Source organism: Acidocella sp. KAb 2-4, assembly GCF_020567705.1.
Lineage (GTDB): Bacteria > Pseudomonadota > Alphaproteobacteria > Acetobacterales > Acetobacteraceae > Acidocella.
Genome location: NZ_JAJDJU010000007.1, coordinates 115,431 through 136,473 on the forward strand (window position 1 = coordinate 115,431; position 21,043 = coordinate 136,473).

Sequence of the window (21,043 nt, forward strand, 5' to 3'; positions counted from 1 at the left end):
TTACGTTGCCTGGCCGCCGCCAAGGGGGCGTTTGGGGGCAAACAGGGCGGCGAAGAACATTTTCGCGCCGCAGATCTGCTGTTCGAGATAGGAGCCGGTGGCCAGGGCCTCGGGCGCGCGGGCATCGCCGGTGGGCAGCCAGACATTGGAGAAATCGGCGGTGCGGAAGATGATGTCCCAGATCGGGAAGACGCCGCCGTAATTGCAGGAGACCCGCCCGGCCGCGCGCAGGGCGTGGTGCAGCCGGTGGAAGCGCGGGGAGACGATGAGCCACTCAAGCGGGCCATAGGAGAGCTTGATGTTGGCGTGGGAGAAGCTCTCGATGAAGCGCAGCCCCAGGATGAGCAGGGGGAATTGCAGCGGCGGGATGCCGATGAGCAGGCCGAGCGTGAAGAACCAGACGAAGGCGATGGCGTCGTCGAAGAAATGATTGCGGTCGTCGGACCAGAAGGACATCTGGCGCTGGGCGTGGTGCAGGGCGTGCAGCGCATACCAGGCGCGGAAGGTGTGCGAGAGCCGGTGGCGCCAGTAATCGGCGAAATCCAGGATCAGCGCGTAAATCCAGAAAGTGAGCAGCGGGTGGCCGAACAGGCCGGGGATCACACTGTCCAGCGTCGGCGGGATGAAGCCCATACTCACCACCCAGCCGGTGAAGGCGGTCTGCGCCTGATAGAACAGCAGGAAGGTGATGACCGGGATCACCCCGACGCGGTTGAGCAGGGTGTAGAACACGTCCACCAGCACCGCCTTCTGGTTGGGCCAGTGCTCGATGGGGCGCAGATGCTCCAGCGGCCAGCAGATGGCGTAGGTGAGGATGACCGCGAACAGGCCATAGACGCAGACCAGGCACCAGTCGAAGGACAAGTCGCCCCATTCCATCCAATGAAAATGGTACAGGACCGGCAGCACGGCGTATTGGTCCATGTAGCCGGCGAGGATGGAGAAGATGCGGTCGATGCTCATCGGCGGGGCCTGTCGGGGCTAGAAGTTTTCGGCCGTCAGCTTGCCTTTGTGGCTGAGGCAGGTGCTGAGGTAGAGGCCGTGCGGAGAGCGGCCGACGGGGATGGTATCATAATCGCCCGTGGCCGGGTCCATCACCGCGACTTCCTCGGCGAAGCGCAGCGCGATCCAGATCTTGCCGTCCGGGGCGATGCCGATATCGTCCGGTCCGCCGGCGATGGGATAGGTGCGCCGGACCTCCAGCGTCACCGGGTCGAGGGCGGAGAGCGAGGTGTCGCCAGGGCCGCGATTGGAGATGTAGAGGATCTGGTTGCCCTCGTCGAAGAAGATATTGTGCGCGCCGGGGCCGGTTTCCTGGCGGCGGGTGATGCTGCCATCCACCGGATCGACCTCGATGATGCCGTTTTCGCCCATGATGCAGACTAGCACCTTGCCGTTGTGCCAGAGCACGCCGGCCGGGGTGCTGCCGATATGGCGCGTCCAGCGCGGTTCCAGGGTCTGTGTGTCGAAGGAGAACAGCGAATCGGTGCCCTGTTGCGAGGAGAAGCACCAGCGCCCGTCGGGCGAGAAATCGAGATGGCTCGGCAGCTTGCCGACGTGGAAGCGCTTGATCAGCGTGAGACTGGCGGCGTCGTAAACATCGACGAAGTTGAGGCGCAGCGCGTTGACGACGAGCAGCTTGCCGTCGGGCGAATAGGCGAGCTGGTAGGGGTCGGCGATGCGCATATGGCCGAGCGGCGCGCCAGTGAGCGGGTCGAAGGCGAAGAAGGCGTTGCCGCCGGCATCGGTGACATAGAGCGTTTTGCGGTCGGGGGTTAGCGCCCAATGGCTCGGCTCGCGGAAGGCCGGGTGGGTGCCGATCACCTGCCGGGTGGTCATGTCGATGACGCTGATCGAGGCGCCGGCCGAGTTCATCACCATGGCGATGGGCGGGGCGCTCTGCGCCGCGGCGGCGGGGGCGAGCAGGCCAAGGGGAAGGGCGAGAGCGGTGCGGCGCGTGATCATGCGGTCGGTGTAGTCCCATTTTCCGCGCGTGCGAAGATGCAGCTTGCCCACAGGAAGAATACCGAGCCGGTGGTGGCGATGAGGGTGTTGTCCGTGCTAGAATGCAACGCGAAGCCAATGAAAATCAGTCGCATGAGCCAGCGTTGCGGCGGCGGCATCGGGCTTGTGCCGCGCGCCACCCAGAAGCCGAGCAGAACCACCAGCAGGGACAGGCCGAACAGCCCGCCCTCGGCGCCGATGCGCAGATATTCATTATGCGCGGCGTTGGTGCCGAGCAGGGCCTCGAGCAGCGAGGTGACCGGCACGATCACCTTGCCCGCGCCCACGCCCCAGCCGAAGAGCGGGGAGGCGATTATGGCCTTCTCGAAATAGGGCCAGATAAGGTTGCGGTTGGAGAGGTTGGTGGCTTCGCCCAGTTCGGTGAGGCCGACCATGCGGATGAAGGTGAGCGCCTTGGCCGCCAGCACCGCCGCGCCGCCCAGCACGCCCGCGGCGGCGAGCAGCAGCAGGCGCCGCTGCAGCAGCAGCACGGCCAGGATGTCCACCCCCGCCAGCAGCAGCGGCATGCGCGCGCCGGTGAGCAGGATGATGAGGAGATTCGCCCCCACCAGAAGCGTTTTGCCGAGGGTTGGGGTGGTCAGGCTCTCGAGCAGCGCGGCGTAAACGCCGACCAGCGCGAAACCGGCCAGCACGGCGGGTTCGCCCGCGGCGCAGAGGCGCAGCGTTCCCTGTTCGAGGACATAAACATGGCCGAGCCCGGCCAGTGCCAGCAGCGCCCCGGCGGTGGTGGCGCAGAGCGGCCCCCACATCACGGCGCGCAGCACTCCGGCGATGAGGCGCGGCGGTAGGCGCACGAAGGAGAACAGGAACGGCGCCGCCGAGCCGATGAGCGAGCGCAGCGAGGCGAGCGGGGTGAGGCCGGGGTAGAGCCCATGCACCAGCCCGATGAGGAACATCGCGGCGAAGGCGAAGGCGGGGTTGAAGCGATCCCACCGTACGCCCTGGCGGATGGCCAGGATGGCGGCCAGCCCCAGGCCGGAGGCCTTGATCAGGGCGATGATCGTCTCATGCCCGCCGGTGAGCTGGGCCAGCCAGGCATCGGGCGAGGTTTCCAGGATCACCACCCAGAGGATGGCGGTGGCGGCCGGGAAATAAAACATCAACCCAAGACAGCAAAGCGCGGCAAGGACAACCAGAGCTAGAATCATGCCGGGCTCATACCTGGATTCGCGCTGGCGCGCTTGAGATTTCTGCGCGCGGGTGTTGAACTATCACCATGATATTAAACGCGACCCAGATGGGGGAAGGTAAGCCGCTCGTGCTGCTGCATGGGCTGTTTGGGGCGGCGCGGAATCTTGGCGTGCTGAGCCGCGGCTTGAGCGGTGGGGCGCGGGTGATCGCGCTGGATTTGCGCAACCATGGCGAGAGCCCGCACGGGCTGCCGATGGATTTCGCCACCATGGCGGCGGATGTGGCGGAGACGCTGGCGAGCCTGGGGCTGAGCCGGGTGAAGCTGGCCGGGCACTCGCTGGGCGGCAAGACCGCGATGGCGCTGGCGCTGACCAGGCCGGATCTGGTGGAGCGGGTGGCGGTGCTGGATATCGCGCCGGTGCCGTATGACCATGATTACGACGATTACGTCGCGGCGATGCTGGCGATCGAGCTGCATCCAGGGCTGACGCGCGCCGCCGCCGAGCAGGCGCTGGCGCAGACGGTGAAGGCGGCGCCGATGCGGGCGTTTCTGCTCAATAATCTGGTCCTGGGCGCGGCGCCGCGCTGGCGGGTGGGCTTACGCGAGATCCAGGCGGCGATGCCGGATATGCTGAACTGGGTGGACCCGCCGGGGACGCGGCCCTTCACCGGCCCGGCGCTGTTTCTGAGCGGGGCGGAGTCAGATTACGTGACGCTGGCGGCGGCGGGCGAGATCGGGCGGCTGTTCCCCCACGCGCAATGCCAGGAGATCGCGGGGGCGGCGCATTGGCTGCATGCCGATAAGCCAGCCGAGGTGATCGCCGCCTTGCGGGAGTTTTTTGGCGTATGAGCGGCGATTGCGATGTCATCATCATCGGCGCCGGAATCGCCGGCGCCGCAGTGGCGGCGGGGCTGGGCGGCACGCATAAGGTGGTGCTGCTGGAGCAGGAGGCGCAGGCCGGATACCACACCACAGGGCGCTCGGCGGCGATCTGGGTGCGCAATTACGGGCCGCCGGATGTGCGCGTGCTCACCGGGCTGTCTTACGATTTCTATCAGCACCCGCCCGCCGATATCGGCACTGACCGGCTCGCCGTGGGGCGCAAGATCCTCTACCTCGCGCCGCCGGAGCAGACCGGGGCGCTGGACGCGCTGATCGGGCAGGGGTTGGGGGTCGAGGAGATTTCGCTGGCCGAGGCGAAGGCGCTGTGTCCGGCGATCATCGATGGCTATGCCGCGCGCGCCGGGGTGGAGTCGGACGGGTTCGATATGGATGTGGCGGCGCTGCACCAGTTTTATCTGCGTCGGATGCGCGAGGCGGGCGGGCGGATCATGCTGCGCCATCGCGCCGGGCGGATCGAGCGCGAGGGCGGGCTCTGGGTGGTGGAGTGTTCGGACGGGACGGTGATGCGCGCGCCGGTGGTGGTGAACGCGGCCGGGGCCTGGGGCGATGAGGTGGCCAAGCTCGCTGGGCTGGCGCCGCTGGGGCTGGTGCCGCGGCGGCGCACGGCGGCGATCATCGACCCCGCGCCCTATGAGGTGGAGCATTGGCCGATGGTGCAATCCGCCGCGCATGATTGGTATGTGCGGACCGAGGCGCGCACGCGGCTGATGGTGACGCCCTGCGACGAGACGCCCGATACGCCGCATGACGTGCAGCCCGAGGAGATCGACGTGGCGATCGGCATCGACCGCATGCAGAAGGCGCTGAACATTCCGGTGCGGCGCGTGGAGCGGGCCTGGGCTGGCTTGCGCACCTTCACGCCCGACCGCTCGCTGGCCTTTGGCTGGGATAATGCGGTGCCGGGATTCTTCTGGTGCGTGGGCCAGGGCGGCTATGGCATCCAGACCGCGCCCGCCGCCAGCACGCTGGTGAGCGCGATGATCAAGGGTGAGGACCCCGGCCCGGCGGCGGCGATTCTGCCCGCGATCGACCCGATGCGGTTCCGCCAGTAGGGGCTAGCGCGCCCCGCCGGGCGGGGGCGGCAGATAGGGCGCGATGGCGTGGGCGAGGCCCGGCACGGTGAGGCTTTGCAGCCAGACCCGGCCGGGGCCGGTGAGCTTGGCGATGAACAGGCCGTCGCCACCAAAGATCACGTTTTTGATGCCGCGCAGCAGCACGATGTCGAACCCCACCGTGTCTTCGAACATGCCGACATGGCCCGGATGCACCTGGAGGGTCTCGCCGGGGCGCAGGTCGTAGATCACGCTCTCGCCGCCGAGTTCGACGAAGGCGGTGGTGGGGCCGCTGAGGCGCTGCATGATGAAGCCGTTGCCGCCGAACAGCCCGGTGCCGAGCTGGCGCTGAAAGCCGATGGCAAGCTGCACGCCGGGCGTGGCGCAGAGGAAGCCCTGCTTGTGGATCATGTAGGAATGTCCGGTGGGGACATCGACCTGATGGATGCTGCCCGGCAGCTTGGCGGCGAAGGCGACCATGCCCGGCCCGCCGCTGGCGGTGTATTCGGTCATGAACAGCCCGCCGCCGCCGAGCGCGCGGCCGATGGCGCTGAGCAGGCCGCGGGCGCCGGCTGTCTGCGTCGTGGTGTTGAGCTGGATGTTGCCGCTCATCCAGGAGAATTCACCGGGTTCGGCGATAACCGACTCGCCCGGGGCGAGGCTGATCTGCAGGACGGGCAGGGTGGTGCCGGTGATATCCGCTTTCATGCTGGGGGCTCCGGTTTATGGCTGCCGGATAGGAGCATGGTTCCGCGCCGACGCAAAGCCGCGCGGCGGGTCAGGCGATGTCTTCGACGTCCAGCGCGTAACCGGCGGCGCGCACGGTGCGCACGATGTCGATCTCGCCGGGGCCGTTGATGGCCTTGCGCAGGCGGCGGATATGCACGTCCACGGTGCGCGGCTCGACATGGATGTCGCGGCCCCAGACGGCGTTCAGCACATCCTCGCGCGAGAACACCCGCTTGGGGTGACGCAGGAAGAATTCCAGCAGGCGGAACTCGGTGGGGCCGAGATGCAGGGCGCGGCCGTTGCGGGTAACGCGGTGCGAGGCGGGGTCGAGCGAGATGTCGTGGAAGGCGAGCTTGGTCTTCTGCGGGACCGAGCCGGTGCGCCGCAGCAGGGCGCGGATGCGCGCGATCAGCGCCTCGGTGGAGAAGGGCTTGGTGATGTAGTCATCGGCCCCGGTGTCGAGGCCGCGCACCGCGTCCTGGTCTTCGGCGCGGGCGGTGAGCATGATGATCGGCAGGGCGCGCGTGGCCGGGCGGCGGCGGAGCTGGCGGCAGACCTCGATGCCCGACATGGTGGGCAACATCCAGTCCAGCAGCAGCAGGTCGGGCGGGGCCTCGGTAACGCGGGCCAGGGCCTCGCCGCCATCGCCGGTATCCTCGACGCGGAAGCCCTGTTTCTCCAGATTATAGCGCAGCAGGGTGACCAGCGGCGCTTCGTCCTCGACGATCAGGACGTAGGGCTTGTTGAGGTCGGACATCGTCAGCCGTTGCTGGGCAGATAGGCGGCCGTGGTGTCGCCCTTGGGCCGGAAATCGGGGAGGTTTTCACCGGTGACGGCGTAGTAGACCAGCTCGGCGATGTTGGTGGTGTGGTCGCCGATGCGCTCGAGGTTTTTGGCGATGAACAGCAGATGCGTGCAGGCGGTGATATTGCGCGCGTCTTCCATCATGTAGGTGATCAATTCGCGGAAGATGGTGTTGTAAAGGTCGTCCACCGCCTGATCGGCGCGCCACAGGGCGATCGCCTTTTGCGGGTTGGCCTCGCCCACCGTGTCGATGCTGGATTTGAGGTTCTGCTGCACCAAAGCGGCCATCTGGCCGAGGCTGGAGAGCGAGAAATTGCTCGCCACCTGGTTGATGACGATGCTGCGCTTGGCGATGTTGGCGGCGTAGTCGCCGACGCGCTCAAGATCGGTGACGACTTTCAGCGCCTGGATGATCTGGCGCAGATCATCGGCCACGGGCTGGCGCAGGGCCAGCAGGCGCACCGCGAATTGCTCCACCGCGTGCTGCTCGGCATTGATCTGGGCGTCATGCTCAATGACATTCGCCGCAAGATTGGCGTCGTGCGTGAGCAGGGCGGTCGCGGCGTCGGCCACGGCGCGCTCCACCAACCCGCCCATGGCGGCGATCATATCGTGCAGTTTTTTGAGGTCTGCCTCGAAGGAGGAGACGATATGCTTGGATTCGTTGGGCATTGAGAAGCTCCTCAGCCGAAGCGGCCGGTAATGTATTCCTGCGTCTTGCGCTCGCGCGGGGCGGTGAAGATCTGGCTCGACGGCCCAACCTCGACCAGTTCGCCCAGATAGAAGAATGCCACCTGGTCGGCGCAGCGGCCCGCCTGCTGCATGTTATGGGTGACGATGACGATGCAGAAATCGCGCTTCAACTCATCCACCAGCTCCTCGATCTTCAGCGTGGAGATCGGGTCGAGCGCGGAGGTCGGCTCGTCGAGCAGCAGCACGTCCGGCCGCACGGCGATGGAGCGGGCGATGCATAGGCGCTGCTGCTGGCCGCCGGAGAGGCCGAGGGCGGAGCTGTGCAGGCGGTCTTTCACCTCGTTCCACAGCGCGGCGCGGGTGAGCGCCCATTCCACGCGCTCGTCCATCTCGGCCTTGCTCAGCCTTTCGTGCAGGCGCACGCCGAACAGCACGTTGTCGTAGATGGATTTGGGAAAGGGCGTGGGTTTCTGGAACACCATGCCGACGCGGCGGCGCAGGCGGTTGAGATCCTGCGTGGGGGCGATGATGTTGTTGCCGCCGATCAGCACCTCGCCCTCGGCGCGCTGGCCGGGGTAGAGGTCATACATGCGGTTGAGCACGCGCAGCAGGGTGGATTTGCCGCAGCCGGAGGGGCCGATCATGGCCGTGGTCTGGCGGTCGGGGAAGTCGATCGAGACGTTTTTCAGCGCGTGCGTCTCGCCGTAATAGAAATTGAGATTGCGGATGGAGACACGAGCCGTCTGGCCCTGCATGTCGGGACGAAGGGCGCCGGCCAGGGCCGTGTCGGATGTCATGGTCTGATGACTCGCTATTTCCATGGGCGCTTCCATAAGCGCGTTGCGTGACACTACGATGACGGTAGCGTGAAGCTTGGGTGACAGGAAGGGGGGTGCGGCGGCGGATAAGAAAATGGCCAGGCGGGGTGGGCCGCCTGGCCGGATAATTTCAGGATTTGACCGGCTTGGGCGGCAGCGCCAGGGCGATTGAGAGTTCCTTGAGCCGCGGCGCGGGCACCGGGGCGGGGGCGCCCATCATCAGATCCTCGCCCTGCTGGTTGAGCGGGAAGGCAATGACCTCGCGGATGTTCGGCTCATCGGCCAGGAGCATGACGATGCGGTCGATGCCCGGGGCGGAGCCGCCATGCGGGGGCGCGCCGTAGCGGAAGGCGTTGAGCATGCCGCCGAAGCGGGCCTCGACTTCCTCGGGGCCGTAACCGGCGATCTCGAAGGCCTTGAGCATGATGTCCGGCCGGTGGTTGCGGATGGCGCCGGAGGACAGCTCGATGCCGTTGCAGACGATGTCGTATTGGAAGGCCTTGATGGTCAGCGGGTCCTGGGTCTCCAGCGCCTCCAGCCCGCCTTGCGGCATGGAGAACGGGTTGTGGGAGAACACCACCTGCTTCAGCTCCTCGTCGTATTCATACATCGGGAAATCGACGATCCAGCAGAATTTGAACTCGCCCTGCTTGATCAGGCCGAGATCGTTGCCGAGCTTGGTGCGCACGGTGCCGGCGAATTTGGCGGCGTCAAGCTCCTTGCCGGCGGCGAAGAACACGGCGTCGCCCGCCTTCAGGCCGCAGGCCTCGCGGATGGCCTCGGCGCGCTCGGGCGAGAGGTTTTTGGCGATCGGGCCCTGGGGGGCGGCCTCGGAGAAGGTGATGTAGCCGAGCCCGCCGGCGCCCTCGGCGCGTGCCCATTCATTCAGCTTGTCGAAGAAGGAGCGCGGGTTGGCGCCAGCGCCCGGGGCCGGAATGGCGCGGACGATGCCGCCGCCCTCGATGATGCGGGCGAACAGGCCGAAGCTGGAGTCGCGGAACGCCTCGGTGACGTCGGAGATCACAATCGGGTTGCGCAGGTCCGGCTTGTCGGAGCCGTATTTCAGCAGCGCTTCGTCATACGGAATGCGCACGAAGGGCGGCTTGCCCACCTCGCGGCCGGAGGCGAATTCGTCGAACACGCCGTGCAGGATCGGCTCGATGGTGTTGAACACGTCCTCCTGCGTCACGAAGCTCATCTCGAAATCGAGCTGGTAGAACTCGCCGGGCGAGCGGTCGGCGCGGGAGGCCTCGTCGCGGAAGCAGGGGGCGATCTGGAAATAGCGGTCGAACCCGGCGACCATGAGCAACTGCTTGAATTGCTGCGGGGCCTGGGGCAGGGCGTAGAACTTGCCGGGATGGTTGCGCGAGGGAACCAGGAAGTCGCGCGCGCCCTCGGGGCTGGAAGCGGTGAGGATCGGGGTCTGGAACTCGGTGAACCCGGATTCGATCATGCGGCGGCGGAAGGAGGCGATGACCCCGGCGCGCAGCATGATGTTTTTATGCACCTGCTCGCGGCGCAGATCGAGGAAGCGGTATTTCAGGCGCAGCTCGTCCGGGTAGTTCTCATTGCCCGCGACCTGGATGGGCAGCACGTCGGCCGGGCCTTGGACCTCCAGCGCGTCTACCCGCAGCTCGATCTCGCCGGTGGGCAGCTTGGGGTTCGTGGTGCCCGGCGCGCGCTCGACCACGGTGCCGGTGACGGTGATCACCGACTCGACGCGCGCATGCTCGGCGGCGGCGAAGGCGGGGGTGCCGGCGGCGAACACGCATTGCGTGAGGCCGTAATGGTCCCGCAAATCGATGAACAGCAGACCGCCATGGTCGCGCTTGGCGTGCACCCAGCCGGAAAGCCGGGCGGTTTTGCCGATGTCGGAGCTGCGCAGGGCGGCGCAATTATGGGTGCGATAGGCGTGAATCTGTTCCATGCCGGGCAAAGAAACCGGGGGCTGCTTCCTGTCAAGCCGGGAGGCGGCTAAGGGAGGAGCATGACCGAGACACAGACCCAGTTCATCACCACCACCGAGGCCCTGGCCGGCCTCTGCGCGCGCCTGGCCAATGAGGAATTCATCACGGTGGACACCGAGTTCATGCGCGAGAAGACCTATTACCCGGAGCTGTGCCTGGTGCAGCTCGCCGGCACCGACGACGTGGCGGTGGTGGATGCCATGGCCCCGGGGCTGGACCTCGCGCCGCTGGGCGAGTTGCTGGCCAGGCCGGAGCCGGTGAAGGTGTTCCACGCCTGCCGCCAGGATGTGGAAATCTTCCTGCTGCTGTTCGGGGCGGTGCCGGCGAACCTGTTCGACACCCAGGTGGCGGCGATGGTGGCCGGGTTTGGCGATCAGGTGGGGTATGACAGCCTCGTGCAGGCCCTGACCGGCGGGCATATAGATAAGACGCACCGCTTCTCCGATTGGTCGGCGCGGCCGCTGAGCAAGGCGCAGATCGAATACGCCGCCGCTGATGTGACGCATCTGCGCGTTGTGTATGAAAAGCTCTCGGCCCGGCTGCGGGTTGAAGGGCGGATGGATTGGGTGGCGCAGGAGATGGCCGTGCTGGCCGAACCGGGCACTTACCGCGTGGAGCCGGCGCGGGCCTGGGAGCGGCTGAAGATCCGCACCAATAACCGCCGCCAGTTGGCGCTGATGCAGGCCATCGCCGCGTGGCGCGAGCGCGAGGCGCAGCGCATCAACATTCCGCGCGGGCGGCTGCTCAAGGATGAGCAGATCCCCGAGGTTGCGGCGCTGGCTCCGGCCGATGCCGAGACGCTGACCCGCGTGCGCGGGATTTCCGCCGGGTTTGCCAATGGCAAGTCGGGCGTGTCGCTGCTGGCGGCGATCGCAGCGGCGAAGACGCTGCCCGAGGGCGAATTGCCGCGGGTGGAGCGCCCGCGCGACACGCCGCGCGCCTCGCCGGCGCTGGTGTCGCTGCTGAAGGTGCTGCTGGGCGCGGCGGCGGAGCAGAACAACGTGGCGCCCCGGCTGGTGGCCTCGGGCGAGGAGATTGAGGCGCTGGCGCTGGACGAGACCGCGCCCAACCCGATTCTGGAAGGCTGGCGGCGGGAGATGTTCGGTGAGGACGCGCTGCGGCTGATCCGCGGCGAGATCGCGCTCTCGACCAAGGGCAAGCGGATCAAGATCGTCGAGCTGAAGGAATGACCCCGCGCCTCCGCCCGGCGCGGGCGGGCGAGGGGCAGGCGCTGTATGAGGTGACGGCGGCGGCGATTACCGCGCTGGCGGCGGGGCATTACGCCCCGGCGCAGATTGCCGCTTGGATGGATGGCCGGGATGCGGCGCAATACGAGACGGTGATCGCGGCCGGAACCGTGCGGGTGGCCGAGGCGGATGGGGTGATCCTGGGCTTTGTGGATACCGCGCCGGGGGTGATCACGCGGCTTTTCGTGCGGCCCGAGGCGGCAGGGCGCGGGCTGGGGCGCGTGTTGCTGGAGGCGGGCGTGGCAGAGGCGCGGCGGGACGGGCTGGTGCGGCTGGAGGCGACGCTGAACGCGGCGCCGTTTTATGCGCGCTGCGGCTTCGTGGAGACCGGGCGGGCCATGTACCGGCGCCCAAGCGGCGGGCTGCCGGTGGAGGTGGTGAATATGGAGTTGCGGTTTACGCGCTGAGTCGGACCAGGGTGGCTTGATCGGGTGCGCCGCCGAAGAATTGCGCGAGCGCCTGCGTGAAGAGCGGCTCCGCCGAGGCGGCGGCGAACAGGGTGAGGCAGGAGCGCAGCTTTTGTTCGTCGATGGGGCCGAAGATGTCGAGCGCCGGACGGCCGGATTGCATGGCCAGCCGGGTACAGTCCAGCAGGCGCTGGCCGAGTTGCGGATGGGCGAGATAGGCCCGCGCCTCCGCCAGCCCGGAGATGGCATAACGCTGCGACATGGCGGACGCGCCGAGCCCCGCGAGTTGCGGGAAGATGAACCACATCCAATGCGTGCGCTTATGCCCGGCGGCGAGTTCGGCGCGCACCGCCGGGAGCACTGGGGCTTGCGCCGCGAGGAAGCGGGCGAGGTTGAACGGGTCCATCCCCGCCATGTGGGGCGTCAGGCCAGGCGTTCAATCCGCGCGCCGCAGGCGGCGAGTTTCTGCTCCACCGCCTCATAGCCGCGGTCGAGGTGGTAGACGCGGGAGATGGTGGTCTCGCCGCGCGCGGCCAGCCCGGCCAGCACCAGGGAGAAGGAGGCGCGCAAATCGGTGGCCATGACCGGGGCGCCGGAGAGATGCTTGACGCCGCGGATGATCGCCGAGGAGCCGTGCACGTTGATGCGCGCGCCCATGCGGTTGAGTTCGGGGACGTGCATGAAGCGGTTCTCGAAGATGGTCTCGGTGACCATCGAGGCGCCCTCGGCCACCGCCATCAGGGCCATGAACTGGGCCTGCATGTCGGTGGGGAAGCCGGGGAAGGGCTCGGTCATCACATCCACGCCGTGCAGCCCGTTGGCGCGGGCGACGCGGAAGCCGTTGGCCTCCTCGGTGATGACGATGCCGGCCTCGCGCAGCGAGGTGAGCACGGCGCCGAGATCGGCGGCGCGGGCGTTCTCAAGGAACAGATTGCCGCCGGTGATGGCCGCGGCGCAGGCATAGGTGCCGGTTTCGATGCGGTCGGGCAGGATGGCGTGGGTAGCCCCATGCAGGGATTTTTGCCCCTCGATGACCAGCGTATCCGTGCCGATCCCCGTGATTTTGGCGCCCATGGCGACGAGGCAATGAACGAGGTCGGTGATTTCCGGCTCGCGCGCGGCGTTTTTCAGCGTGGTCATGCCATCGGCCAGGGCAGCGGCCATCAGCAGGTTTTCGGTGGCGCCGACGGAGACGAAGGGGAACACGATGGTCGCGCCCTTCAGCCCCTGGGGGGCGGTTGCGTCGATATAGCCGCCATCGAGGTTGATCTTGGCGCCCATCGCCTCCAGCCCCTTGAGGTGGAGATCGACCGGACGGGTGCCGATGGCGCAGCCACCGGGCAGGGAGACGCGGGCCTCGCCGACGCGGGCGAGCAGCGGGCCGAGCACCAGGATCGAGGCGCGCATCTTGCGCACGATGTCGTAAGGGGCCTCGGTGTTGGTGATGCGCCCGCCGAGCGAGATGCTGCGCCCGCTCCACTCCACGGCGATGCCGTGCTGGGCGAGCAGTTCGGTCATGGTGGCGAGGTCGGCCAGGCGCGCGGCGTTGGTGAGGACCAGCCGCTCATCGGTGAGCAGGCCGCAGGCCATGAGCGGCAGGGCGGCGTTTTTGGCGCCCGAGATGGCGATGGTGCCGGAGAGCGGCACGCCGCCCGTGATGCGAATCGAATCCATGACGGCTTACATCCTCGGCAGCGCGACACCGCGCTGGCCCATATATTTGCCGGCTTTGTCGGCGTAGGAGATCTCGCACGGGCTTTCGCCCTTGAGGAACAGGAACTGGCAGATGCCCTCGCCGGCGTAGATCTTGGCCGGCAGCGGTGTGGTGTTGGAGATCTCGATGGTCACCTGGCCTTCCCATTCGGGCTCCAGCGGGGTGACGTTCACGATGATGCCGCAGCGCGCATAGGTGGATTTGCCCAGGCAGATGACCAGGACATCGCGCGGGATGCGGAAATATTCGACCGTATGGGTGAGGGCGAAGGAGTTGGGCGGGATGATGCAGACCGGGCCGGTGCGGTCCACGAAGCTGGCCGGGTTGAAGGCCTTGGGGTCCACCACCGCCGAATCGACATTGGTGAAAACTTTGAAATGATCGGCGCAGCGGGCGTCGTAGCCATAAGAGGAGAGGCCGTAGGAGACCACGCCGTCGCGCTTCTGGGCCTCGACGAAGGGGGAGATCATGCCCGCTTCCAGGGCCTGGGCGCGGATCCAGTGGTCGGGCATTACCGGCATTTATCATCTTCCTGTTTGGGGGCGGGGGGCGCGGCGGCGCGGGATTGGGCCTTGCGGCGCAGCAGGTTAGCCCGCAGCGCCGCGGCTTCGGCAGCCTCGCGCGCGGCCCGGGCGGCCTCGGCCGGGCTTGGTTTGGGAGAGGGGTGCGGCGCCTTCATGGGGGATGTTCAAAGCTTGGCGGAGGGAATGCGTCAAGGGCTGTTGCATCCGGCGCGCGGGTTCGATATACGCCCCCCACCGCAATGCTGTCATAGCTCAGGGGTAGAGCACTTCATTGGTAATGAAGAGGTCCTGGGTTCAATTCCCAGTGACAGCACCAGCGGGCTTGCAACAGGGGCCAGCCTGGTATAGGCACCCTGCTACCCAAGTGCCCAGGTAGCTCAGTTGGTAGAGCATGCGACTGAAAATCGCAGTGTCGGTGGTTCGATTCCGCCCCTGGGCACCATTTTTCCCGTAAAATGCTGATATTTTTGATGCAGCCCCGCGCAATGCTCTGGCGTTCGCCGCAGGCGCAGGCTAGATATTTTACTAACGCGACTCGCGCCAGCCGCGTTTTTGATAGATTTGAACAGCGGTTTGGCGAAACTAGCCCGCTCAGGCCGTATAACAGGAAAGAGGCATGTAATTATGTCGAAGGCATTTATTGCTGAAGTTATCCAGAACTCCGCCGAGATTACCGGCGTTGCCGCGAACCGCGCCGCCACCGATCTGATCGAGGCGATCGTGAAGGAGATGAAGAAGAACGGCAAGTTCACGCTGCCGAGCTTCGGCACCTTCACCGTGCGCAAGACCAAGGCGCGCAAGGGTGTGAACCCGCGCACCGGCGAGGAGATCAAGGTGAAGGCCGGCAAGACCGTGCGCTTCAAGGCCTCGCCCACGCTGAAGAAGCTGGTCTGAGGAATTTCCTTAAGGAAATGTAAAACGGCTCCGGGGCAACCCGGAGCCGTTTTTTGTTGCGCCGCGGCGGGATGTGGATGCTAGATGTCCAGCTCCACGACTTTGCCCGCGTTTTCCTGGATGAATTGAAAGCGCAACTCCGGGCGCTTACCCATCAGGCTTTCGACCAGGGTGGAGGTTTCGGCCCGTTGCTCAGGCGATGCGATGACGCGCAGCAATATGCGCTTGGCCGGGTCCATGGTGGTCTCCTTGAGTACCGCGGGCGGCATTTCGCCGAGACCTTTGAAGCGGCTGATCTCAAGTTTGGCGCCAGGCTTGAAGGTTTTCACCAGGCGCTCGCGCGCGGCATCGTCCATCGCGTAAACGCTCTTGGCGCCGTGGACGATGCGGTAGAGCGGCGGCTGCGCGAGATAGACATGGCCGTGGCGGATCAGCTCGGGCAGTTCGCGGTAGAAGAAGGTCATCAGCAGCGAGGCGATGTGCGCGCCGTCGACATCGGCGTCGGTCATGATGATGATGCGCTCGTAACGCAGCGCGGCGCGGTTGAAGCTTTGCCCCGCGCCGCAGCCGAGCGCCTCGATGAGATCCTTGAGTTCCTGATTCTGGCGCAGCTTTTCGCCGGAGGCGGAGGCGACGTTGAGGATCTTACCTTTCAGCGGGAGGATCGCCTGGGTGTTGCGGTTGCGCGCCTGTTTGGCGGAGCCGCCGGCGGAGTCGCCCTCGACCAGGAAGATTTCGGTGCCTTCGGCGCTTTCCGTGGCGCAATCGGCGAGTTTGCCGGGCAGGCGCAGGCGGCGCGTGGCGGATTTGCGCGGGGTGTCCTTGGCCTCCTTGCGGCGCAGGCGCTCCTCCGCGCGGTCGATGACGAAGGCGAGGAGGTTGTCGGCATTGGCGGGGTCGCCCGCCAGGAAATGGTCGAACCGGTCGCGCAGCGAGGTTTCGGTGAGGCGCGCGGCCTCGGCGGTGGTGAGTTTTTCCTTGGTTTGGCCCTGGAATTGCGGGTCGCGGATGAACAGCGAGAGCTTGGCGCGAAGCGAGCCCAGCACGTCCTCGGCGGTGAGGATGGCGCCGCGCTTGTTGTTGCGGGTTTCGGCCCAGGCGCGCAGGCCCTTGAGCAGGGCGGCGCGGAAGCCGGCTTCATGCGTGCCGCCAAGCGGGGTGGGCACGGTGTTGCAATAGGTGTCGATGCTGGCATCGCCCTGTTCGGCCCAGGCCAGCGCCCATTCCAGCTTGCCTTGCTCCTGGCCGTTGATGGGGGCGAATTTGGCTTCGCCAGCCCAGATCTCGGGCAGCACCAGCGCGGCGTCGCCCAGCTCGGCGGCGAGCGAATCGCGCAGGCCGCCGGGGAAATGCAATTCGGCCTGGGCGGGGATGTCCGACTCGGTCTTGAGCAGCGACGGGTCGCAGCTCCAGCGGATGCGCACGCCGCGGAACAGATAAGCCTTGGAGCGGCAGAGCTTGTAGAGCCGGGCGGGGGAGAATCGCAGCGGGCCGAAAATCTCGGTATCGGGCACGAAGCTGATGGAGGTGCCGCGGCGGTTTTGCACCGGGCCGATTTCGACGAGCTTGGTGGTGGGGTGGCCTTTGGCGTAATCCTGGCGGTAGAGCTTCTTGTCGCGCGCGACCTCGGCGGTGAAGCTGCTGGAGAGCGCGTTGACCACCGAGGAGCCGACGCCGTGCAGGCCGCCCGAGGTGGCATACGCCTTGCCGGAGAATTTGCCGCCCGAGTGCAGGGTGGTGAGGATCACCTCCAGCGCCGATTTGGTCTTGAATTTGGGGTGCGGGTCGATGGGGATGCCGCGGCCATTGTCGCGGATGGTGAGCTTGTTGCCGGGCTCCAGCGCCATCTCGATAACGCCGGCATGGCCCGCGACGGCTTCGTCCATCGAGTTGTCGAGGATTTCGGCGGCGAGGTGGTGCAGGGCGGTTTCGTCCGTGCCGCCGATATACATGCCGGGGCGGCGGCGCACGGGCTCCAGGCCCTCAAGGACCTCGATGTCCTTCGCGCCGTAATCATTGCTCGCACCGCTTTGGAATAAGTCGCTCAAGGTCTGCCGGCTCCGGGGTTGACGGGCGCATTGGTTGCCACGCCCGCCGCGCCGGAGGCAAGGGGCGGCTTATTCACCCACACGGTGAATGTCGTAGGCGTTGATGCCGCCCTCGCCGGTGAAGCGCAGCCAGTCGCCGCGGGCCAGGGTGTGGCGGGTGTCGTAATAGCCCGCGCGCCAGTGCTCCTTCATCGAGATGCGGCTGAACTCGTAATCCTTGGCGTCGCCCTCATAGGCTTTCTGCTGGTAGATGAGTTGCAGGATGTTGATCTCGGGCAGGCGTTCGAGGGTGGCCTTCATCTCCTGCTGTTCCTCGGTCAGCAATTCGGGGGGGACCAGGTAGAGCGCCTCGCGCAGCTGTTGCTGCAGGCGGTGGACCTGCAGAAAGTGATCGGTGGTGGTGCGGGTGCGCGAGGAATACTGGATGTCCTTCTGGCGGGAGAGCACGCTCGGCATGTCGCGCGGGATCTCGCCGCGGGCGGAGAACAGATCGACCTGGAAGATCAGCATGTTCTTGTTGCCGATATGGTCGAGCAGATGTTGCAGCGGGGTGTTGGAGACGAGCCCGCCATCCCAATAATGGTTGGCGCCGATGCGGATCATCGGCAGGCCAGGCGGCAGGGCGCCGGAAGCCATGATGTGCTCGGGGCCGATTTCGACCTCGTGATTGTCGAAATACAGGAAATTGGCGGTGGCGACGTTCACCGCCCCGACCGCGAGGCGCACCGGGCCGTCATTGATCAGGTTGAAATCGACCAGATTGTCGAGCGTGTGGTGCAGGGGGGAGGTGTCGTAAAGCGCGGTGGCGGCGCGCGAGCCGCGCGGGGCGAGGAAGCCCGAGGCCGGGCGCGGGCGGAAGAAGCCAGGCTGGCCGAACAGCACGCCATGCATGGCCGAGAGCATATTGCGCAGCATGCGGGCGTAATCACCCTCGGGCCAGATGGTGTAGGGGTCGCGCGCGGTGATATCGAGCCAGAATTTCTCGAGCTTGGCGAGGCGGTGCTCGGGGGCGTTGCCGGCGATGATGGCGGAGTTGATGGCGCCGATGGATACGCCCGTCACCCAATCGGGCTCCAGCCCGGCCTCGTGCAGCGCCTGATACACTCCGGCTTGATAGGCGCCCAGTGCGCCGCCGCCTTGAAGGACCAGGCCGATGCCGTCGCAGCCCTTGGGGCGGGGGATATGCGGCATGGGCGGCAGGGATTTGCGGCGTGTGTGCCGGGGCTGGGTCGGTTGGTCCATGGCCGGGAGCACTCCTGCGGGTTGTGGTTGGCTCCACCTATATAAACATGGATGGCGGCGGAGCTGCCACCTGAGAGCATTGCTGCCGTGCTTGACCTCGCCGGACATGCGTGATGGTCTCGCGGCATCGCAACACGGTAGGAGTTCAGCGTATGGCGTTAAAAGGCAAGGTCGCACTCGTCACCGGTTCCACCAGCGGTATTGGCTTGGGCATCGCCCGGGCGCTGGCGGCGCAAGGCGCGGATGTGATGCTGAACGGGTTCGGCGATGCCGGGCAGATCGAGGCGCTACGCGCCGGGATGGAAAAAGAATTTTCGGTGAAAGTCGCGTATGACGGCGCTGATCTCTCGACCGGCGCGGGCGTGGCCGGGCTGGTGAAGGCGGCGCAGGACAAGCTCGGCGGCGTGGATGTTCTGGTGAACAATGCCGGGATCCAGTTTACCGCGGCGGTGCAGGATTTCCCCGATGAGCGCTGGGACGCGATCATCGCGCTCAACCTCTCGGCTGTTTTCCATGGCATGAAGGCGGCGATTCCGGGCATGAAGGCCAAGGGCTGGGGGCGGATCATCAACATCGCCTCGGCGCACGGGTTGGTGGCCAGCGCCAATAAGGTGGCCTATGTGGCGGCCAAGCATGGCGTGTTGGGCGCGACCAAGGTGGCGGCGCTGGAACTCGCCAATAGCGGCGTGACGGTGAATGCGATCTGCCCCGGCTGGGTGCTGACCCCGCTGGTGCAGAAGCAGATCGAGGACCGGGCCAAGGCCAATGGCACCAGCGTGGACGCGGAAAAGGTGAAACTGCTCTCGGAAAAGCAGCCGATGCATAAATTCACCACGCCGGAGCATCTGGGCGCGCTGACGGTGTTTCTGTGTTCGGACGCGGCGGAGACCATGACCGGCGTGGCCCACTCGATGGATGGCGGCTGGGTGGCGCAATAACGGCGCGCTGGCGTATAAGCCCCGCGAAACCTTGGGCGGGAGTGGGTCATTTCTACGCATGAAACAGAAGCCGCGCGTTATGCGGCGATGCTGCGGCGCTCGGCGGAGCTGAAGCTGGCGCTGGCGGCGCAGGCGGAGCCGGTGCTCGCCGTGGTGGCGGCCTGTGAAACCGCGCTGCGCGGCGGGGGCAAGCTGATTTTTTGCGGCAATGGCGGCTCGGCGGCGGATGCGCAGCATCTGGCCACCGAGCTGGTGATCCGCTTGCGCGGGGCGGTGGCGCGGCAGAGCTGGCCGGCGATCACGCTGGCGCTGGATACCTCGGCGGTGACGGCGGCGGTGAATGATTTCGGCGTGGATGAGATGTTCGCGCGGCCGCTGCGCGGGCTCGGGCGGGCCGGGGATGTACTGTTTGGCATTACCACCTCCGGCAAATCGGCCAATGTGCTGGGGGCGCTGCGGGCGGCGCGGGAGATGGGGATTACCTCGGTCGGGCTGCTGGGCGGCGCTGGCGGGCCGGCGCTGGGGCTGTGCGATCTGGCGATCGTGGTGCCGGAGACGGACACCGCGCGGGTGCAGGAGTGCCACATTACGCTGGGCCACGCGATTTTGACCCTGCTCGAAGACCGGCTGGTGGCCTGATGCGCGTGCTGGTGACCGGGGTGGCCGGGTTTATTGGCTATCATGTGGCGCAGGCGCTGCTGGCGCGCGGGCTGGAGGTGGTGGGGGTGGATGACCTCAACACCTATTATGACGTGCGGCTGAAGCGGGCGCGGTTGGCGCGGCTGGGCGGCAAGGGGTTCAGCTTTCACAAGCTCGACATCGCGGACCACGACTCGGTGATGAAGCTGGGGGATGGGGTGGAGGTGATCGTGCATGTCGCCGCGCAGGCGGGGGTGCGCTATTCGCTGGAGCAGCCCTTTGCCTATGCGGCCTCCAACCTCACCGGGCATCTCTCGATTCTGGAGCTGGCGCGGCATGCGCCCGGCGTGAAGCATCTGATCTATGCGAGTTCGTCTTCGGTATATGGGACGGGCTCGGCGCTGCCTTATGCGGAGAGCGAGCGGGCGGATAAGCCGTCTTCGCTCTATGCCGCGACCAAGCGTGCGGATGAGCTGATGAGCGCGAGCTACACGCATCTCTTTGGGCTGCGGCAGACGGGGCTGCGGTTTTTTACCGTGTATGGGCCCTGGGGACGGCCGGATATGGCGTATTTCGGGTTTGCCGAGGCGATTTGCGTGGGCCAGCCGGTGACACTGTACGATTCGGGGCGGCTGAAGCGGGATTTCACCTATATCGACGATATCGTGGCCGGGATTCTGGGGGTGTTCGACAACCCGCCGGACAGCGCGGCGCCGCATCGCGTGTTCAATATCGGCAATAACCGCGCCGAGTATGTGACCGATCTGGTGCGGCTATTGGAACGGGCGCTGGGCCGGGAGGCCGTGATCGAGACCAGGCCGAAGCCCGAGGCGGACCCGGTGGAGACCTGCGCGAATGTCGACGCGCTGCATGCGCTGTGCGGCTACGTACCCTCGACCAGGCTGGAGGAGGGCGTGCCGCGATTCGTCGAATGGTACCGGGTATGGCGGGAGATGCGCGCCGGGCTGTGATGGCCCGGCGTTTTTTTTGGCCGATGGAAACGGGCGCCGAAGGCGAGCTTGGCCGCCAAGGCGAGGGCGGTCGTCGGCGGCAAAGAAATTTTTACCAATACAATCAATGTATTGTAAGATTTTTTGGGTAAAATGGCGATTTTGCGAGCCTCCCCCAGTTGACGGTCTTCGATCAATTCAATAGAAGCTCGCTCCACCGACGGGCCGCACGGACTTGAAAACGGGCGGTTCGGAGGGTAGACTAATCGGCCTCCGCTACAGGATGAAAGTCCTGAGGCAGAGGAAAATTAGTCTTC

22 protein-coding genes and 2 tRNA genes are annotated in these 21,043 nt (G+C 66.3%); 10 read left to right on the plus strand and 14 right to left on the minus strand.

Features of this window, described 5'->3' with window-relative positions:
* From LI953_RS06970 to LI953_RS06980, 3 genes are read right to left on the minus strand one after another with little or no spacing between them, the layout of a single operon-like run.
* A complete protein-coding gene (locus tag LI953_RS06970) occupies positions 1-963 on the minus strand; it encodes a sterol desaturase family protein (protein ID WP_227075323.1) in 963 nt (320 codons plus the stop codon).
* Positions 964-981: 18 nt separating this feature from the next.
* Positions 982-1,965 (minus strand): YncE family protein, encoded by a 984-nt coding sequence (locus LI953_RS06975; RefSeq protein WP_227075324.1) that lies wholly within the window; start codon positions 1,963-1,965, stop codon positions 982-984.
* The gene (locus LI953_RS06980; RefSeq protein ID WP_227075325.1) at positions 1,962-3,125 is read right to left on the minus strand and encodes an O-antigen ligase family protein; all 1,164 of its coding nucleotides are present in this window, start codon (positions 3,123-3,125) and stop codon (positions 1,962-1,964) included. The genes LI953_RS06975 and LI953_RS06980 overlap by 4 nt, the downstream gene beginning before the upstream one ends.
* 116 nt (positions 3,126-3,241) lie before the next feature.
* On the opposite strand from LI953_RS06980, the gene LI953_RS06985 reads away from it, so the two are divergent.
* Together LI953_RS06985 and LI953_RS06990 are read left to right on the plus strand one after the other, a co-directional pair.
* Positions 3,242-4,006, plus strand: coding sequence for an alpha/beta fold hydrolase (locus LI953_RS06985; RefSeq protein WP_227075326.1), 765 nt, complete (start codon positions 3,242-3,244; stop codon positions 4,004-4,006).
* On the plus strand, positions 4,003-5,112 hold the full coding sequence (locus LI953_RS06990) for an FAD-binding oxidoreductase (RefSeq protein ID WP_227075327.1): 1,110 nt from the start codon (positions 4,003-4,005) through the stop codon (positions 5,110-5,112). The genes LI953_RS06985 and LI953_RS06990 overlap by 4 nt, the downstream gene beginning before the upstream one ends.
* Positions 5,113-5,115: 3 nt before the next feature.
* Here LI953_RS06990 and LI953_RS06995 read toward each other — a convergent pair whose 3' ends face one another.
* From LI953_RS06995 to aspS, 5 genes are all read right to left on the minus strand, one after another.
* Positions 5,116-5,820, minus strand: coding sequence for an AIM24 family protein (locus LI953_RS06995; protein WP_227075328.1), 705 nt, complete (start codon positions 5,818-5,820; stop codon positions 5,116-5,118).
* A gap of 70 nt (positions 5,821-5,890) precedes the next feature.
* A complete protein-coding gene (gene phoB, locus LI953_RS07000; protein WP_227075329.1) occupies positions 5,891-6,598 on the minus strand; it encodes a phosphate regulon transcriptional regulator PhoB in 708 nt (235 codons plus the stop codon).
* 2 nt (positions 6,599-6,600) lie between these two features.
* Positions 6,601-7,317, minus strand: coding sequence for a phosphate signaling complex protein PhoU (gene phoU, locus LI953_RS07005; RefSeq protein WP_227075330.1), 717 nt, complete (start codon positions 7,315-7,317; stop codon positions 6,601-6,603).
* A gap of 11 nt (positions 7,318-7,328) precedes the next feature.
* On the minus strand, positions 7,329-8,093 hold the full coding sequence (gene pstB, locus LI953_RS07010; RefSeq protein WP_227075345.1) for a phosphate ABC transporter ATP-binding protein PstB: 765 nt from the start codon (positions 8,091-8,093) through the stop codon (positions 7,329-7,331).
* A 193-nt stretch (positions 8,094-8,286) separates the two neighbouring features.
* Positions 8,287-10,074, minus strand: a complete 1,788-nt coding sequence (gene aspS, locus LI953_RS07015; protein ID WP_227075346.1) for an aspartate--tRNA ligase — start codon at positions 10,072-10,074, stop codon at positions 8,287-8,289.
* 69 nt (positions 10,075-10,143) lie between these two features.
* Here aspS and rnd point away from each other — a divergent pair, with 69 nt between their 5' ends.
* Positions 10,144-11,313, plus strand: a complete 1,170-nt coding sequence (rnd, locus tag LI953_RS07020; RefSeq protein WP_227075331.1) for a ribonuclease D — start codon at positions 10,144-10,146, stop codon at positions 11,311-11,313.
* Positions 11,310-11,777: a GNAT family N-acetyltransferase gene (locus tag LI953_RS07025; RefSeq protein ID WP_227075332.1), complete on the plus strand. Its 468-nt coding sequence runs from the start codon at positions 11,310-11,312 to the stop codon at positions 11,775-11,777. Before rnd ends, LI953_RS07025 begins: the two co-directional genes overlap by 4 nt.
* Here the strand turns inward: LI953_RS07025 and LI953_RS07030 are convergent.
* The 4 genes from LI953_RS07030 to LI953_RS07045 are packed head-to-tail and all read right to left on the minus strand — an operon-like array spanning position 11,767 to position 14,170.
* Positions 11,767-12,192: a DUF1810 domain-containing protein gene (locus LI953_RS07030; RefSeq protein ID WP_227075333.1), complete on the minus strand. Its 426-nt coding sequence runs from the start codon at positions 12,190-12,192 to the stop codon at positions 11,767-11,769. The two genes, LI953_RS07025 and LI953_RS07030, sit on opposite strands and share 11 nt — an antisense overlap.
* A gap of 8 nt (positions 12,193-12,200) precedes the next feature.
* On the minus strand, positions 12,201-13,451 hold the full coding sequence (gene murA / locus LI953_RS07035; protein WP_227075334.1) for a UDP-N-acetylglucosamine 1-carboxyvinyltransferase: 1,251 nt from the start codon (positions 13,449-13,451) through the stop codon (positions 12,201-12,203).
* Between the two features lie 6 nt (positions 13,452-13,457).
* Positions 13,458-14,012, minus strand: a complete 555-nt coding sequence (dcd, locus tag LI953_RS07040; RefSeq protein ID WP_227075335.1) for a dCTP deaminase — start codon at positions 14,010-14,012, stop codon at positions 13,458-13,460.
* Positions 14,003-14,170 (minus strand): hypothetical protein, encoded by a 168-nt coding sequence (locus LI953_RS07045; RefSeq protein WP_227075336.1) that lies wholly within the window; start codon positions 14,168-14,170, stop codon positions 14,003-14,005. The genes dcd and LI953_RS07045 overlap by 10 nt, the downstream gene beginning before the upstream one ends.
* A gap of 86 nt (positions 14,171-14,256) precedes the next feature.
* On the opposite strand from LI953_RS07045, the gene LI953_RS07050 reads away from it, so the two are divergent.
* From LI953_RS07050 to LI953_RS07060, 3 genes are all read left to right on the plus strand, one after another.
* Positions 14,257-14,331 (plus strand) — tRNA-Thr (locus LI953_RS07050).
* Between the two features lie 50 nt (positions 14,332-14,381).
* A tRNA-Phe gene (locus LI953_RS07055) sits at positions 14,382-14,457 on the plus strand.
* 182 nt (positions 14,458-14,639) lie between these two features.
* Positions 14,640-14,909, plus strand: a complete 270-nt coding sequence (locus LI953_RS07060; protein WP_183266470.1) for an HU family DNA-binding protein — start codon at positions 14,640-14,642, stop codon at positions 14,907-14,909.
* An 80-nt stretch (positions 14,910-14,989) separates the two neighbouring features.
* Here the strand turns inward: LI953_RS07060 and parE are convergent, their stop codons facing one another.
* Both parE and LI953_RS07070 read right to left on the minus strand, forming a co-directional pair.
* Positions 14,990-16,957 carry a DNA topoisomerase IV subunit B gene (gene parE / locus LI953_RS07065; protein WP_227075337.1) on the minus strand — a complete coding sequence of 656 codons (1,968 nt, stop codon included), beginning with the start codon at positions 16,955-16,957 and terminating at the stop codon, positions 14,990-14,992.
* Positions 16,958-17,026: 69 nt separating this feature from the next.
* Positions 17,027-18,199 carry a patatin-like phospholipase family protein gene (locus LI953_RS07070; RefSeq protein ID WP_227075338.1) on the minus strand — a complete coding sequence of 391 codons (1,173 nt, stop codon included), beginning with the start codon at positions 18,197-18,199 and terminating at the stop codon, positions 17,027-17,029.
* 152 nt (positions 18,200-18,351) lie between these two features.
* Between LI953_RS07070 and LI953_RS07075 the strand changes: the two genes are divergently transcribed.
* The 3 genes from LI953_RS07075 to LI953_RS07085 all read left to right on the plus strand — a co-directional run bounded on the left by LI953_RS07075 (position 18,352) and on the right by LI953_RS07085 (position 20,747).
* Positions 18,352-19,137: a 3-hydroxybutyrate dehydrogenase gene (locus tag LI953_RS07075; RefSeq protein WP_227075339.1), complete on the plus strand. Its 786-nt coding sequence runs from the start codon at positions 18,352-18,354 to the stop codon at positions 19,135-19,137.
* An 87-nt stretch (positions 19,138-19,224) separates the two neighbouring features.
* Positions 19,225-19,776 (plus strand): SIS domain-containing protein, encoded by a 552-nt coding sequence (locus LI953_RS07080; protein WP_227075340.1) that lies wholly within the window; start codon positions 19,225-19,227, stop codon positions 19,774-19,776.
* Positions 19,776-20,747, plus strand: a complete 972-nt coding sequence (locus LI953_RS07085) for an NAD-dependent epimerase/dehydratase family protein (protein ID WP_227075341.1) — start codon at positions 19,776-19,778, stop codon at positions 20,745-20,747. Before LI953_RS07080 ends, LI953_RS07085 begins: the two co-directional genes overlap by 1 nt.
* Positions 20,748-21,043 lie beyond the last annotated feature (296 nt).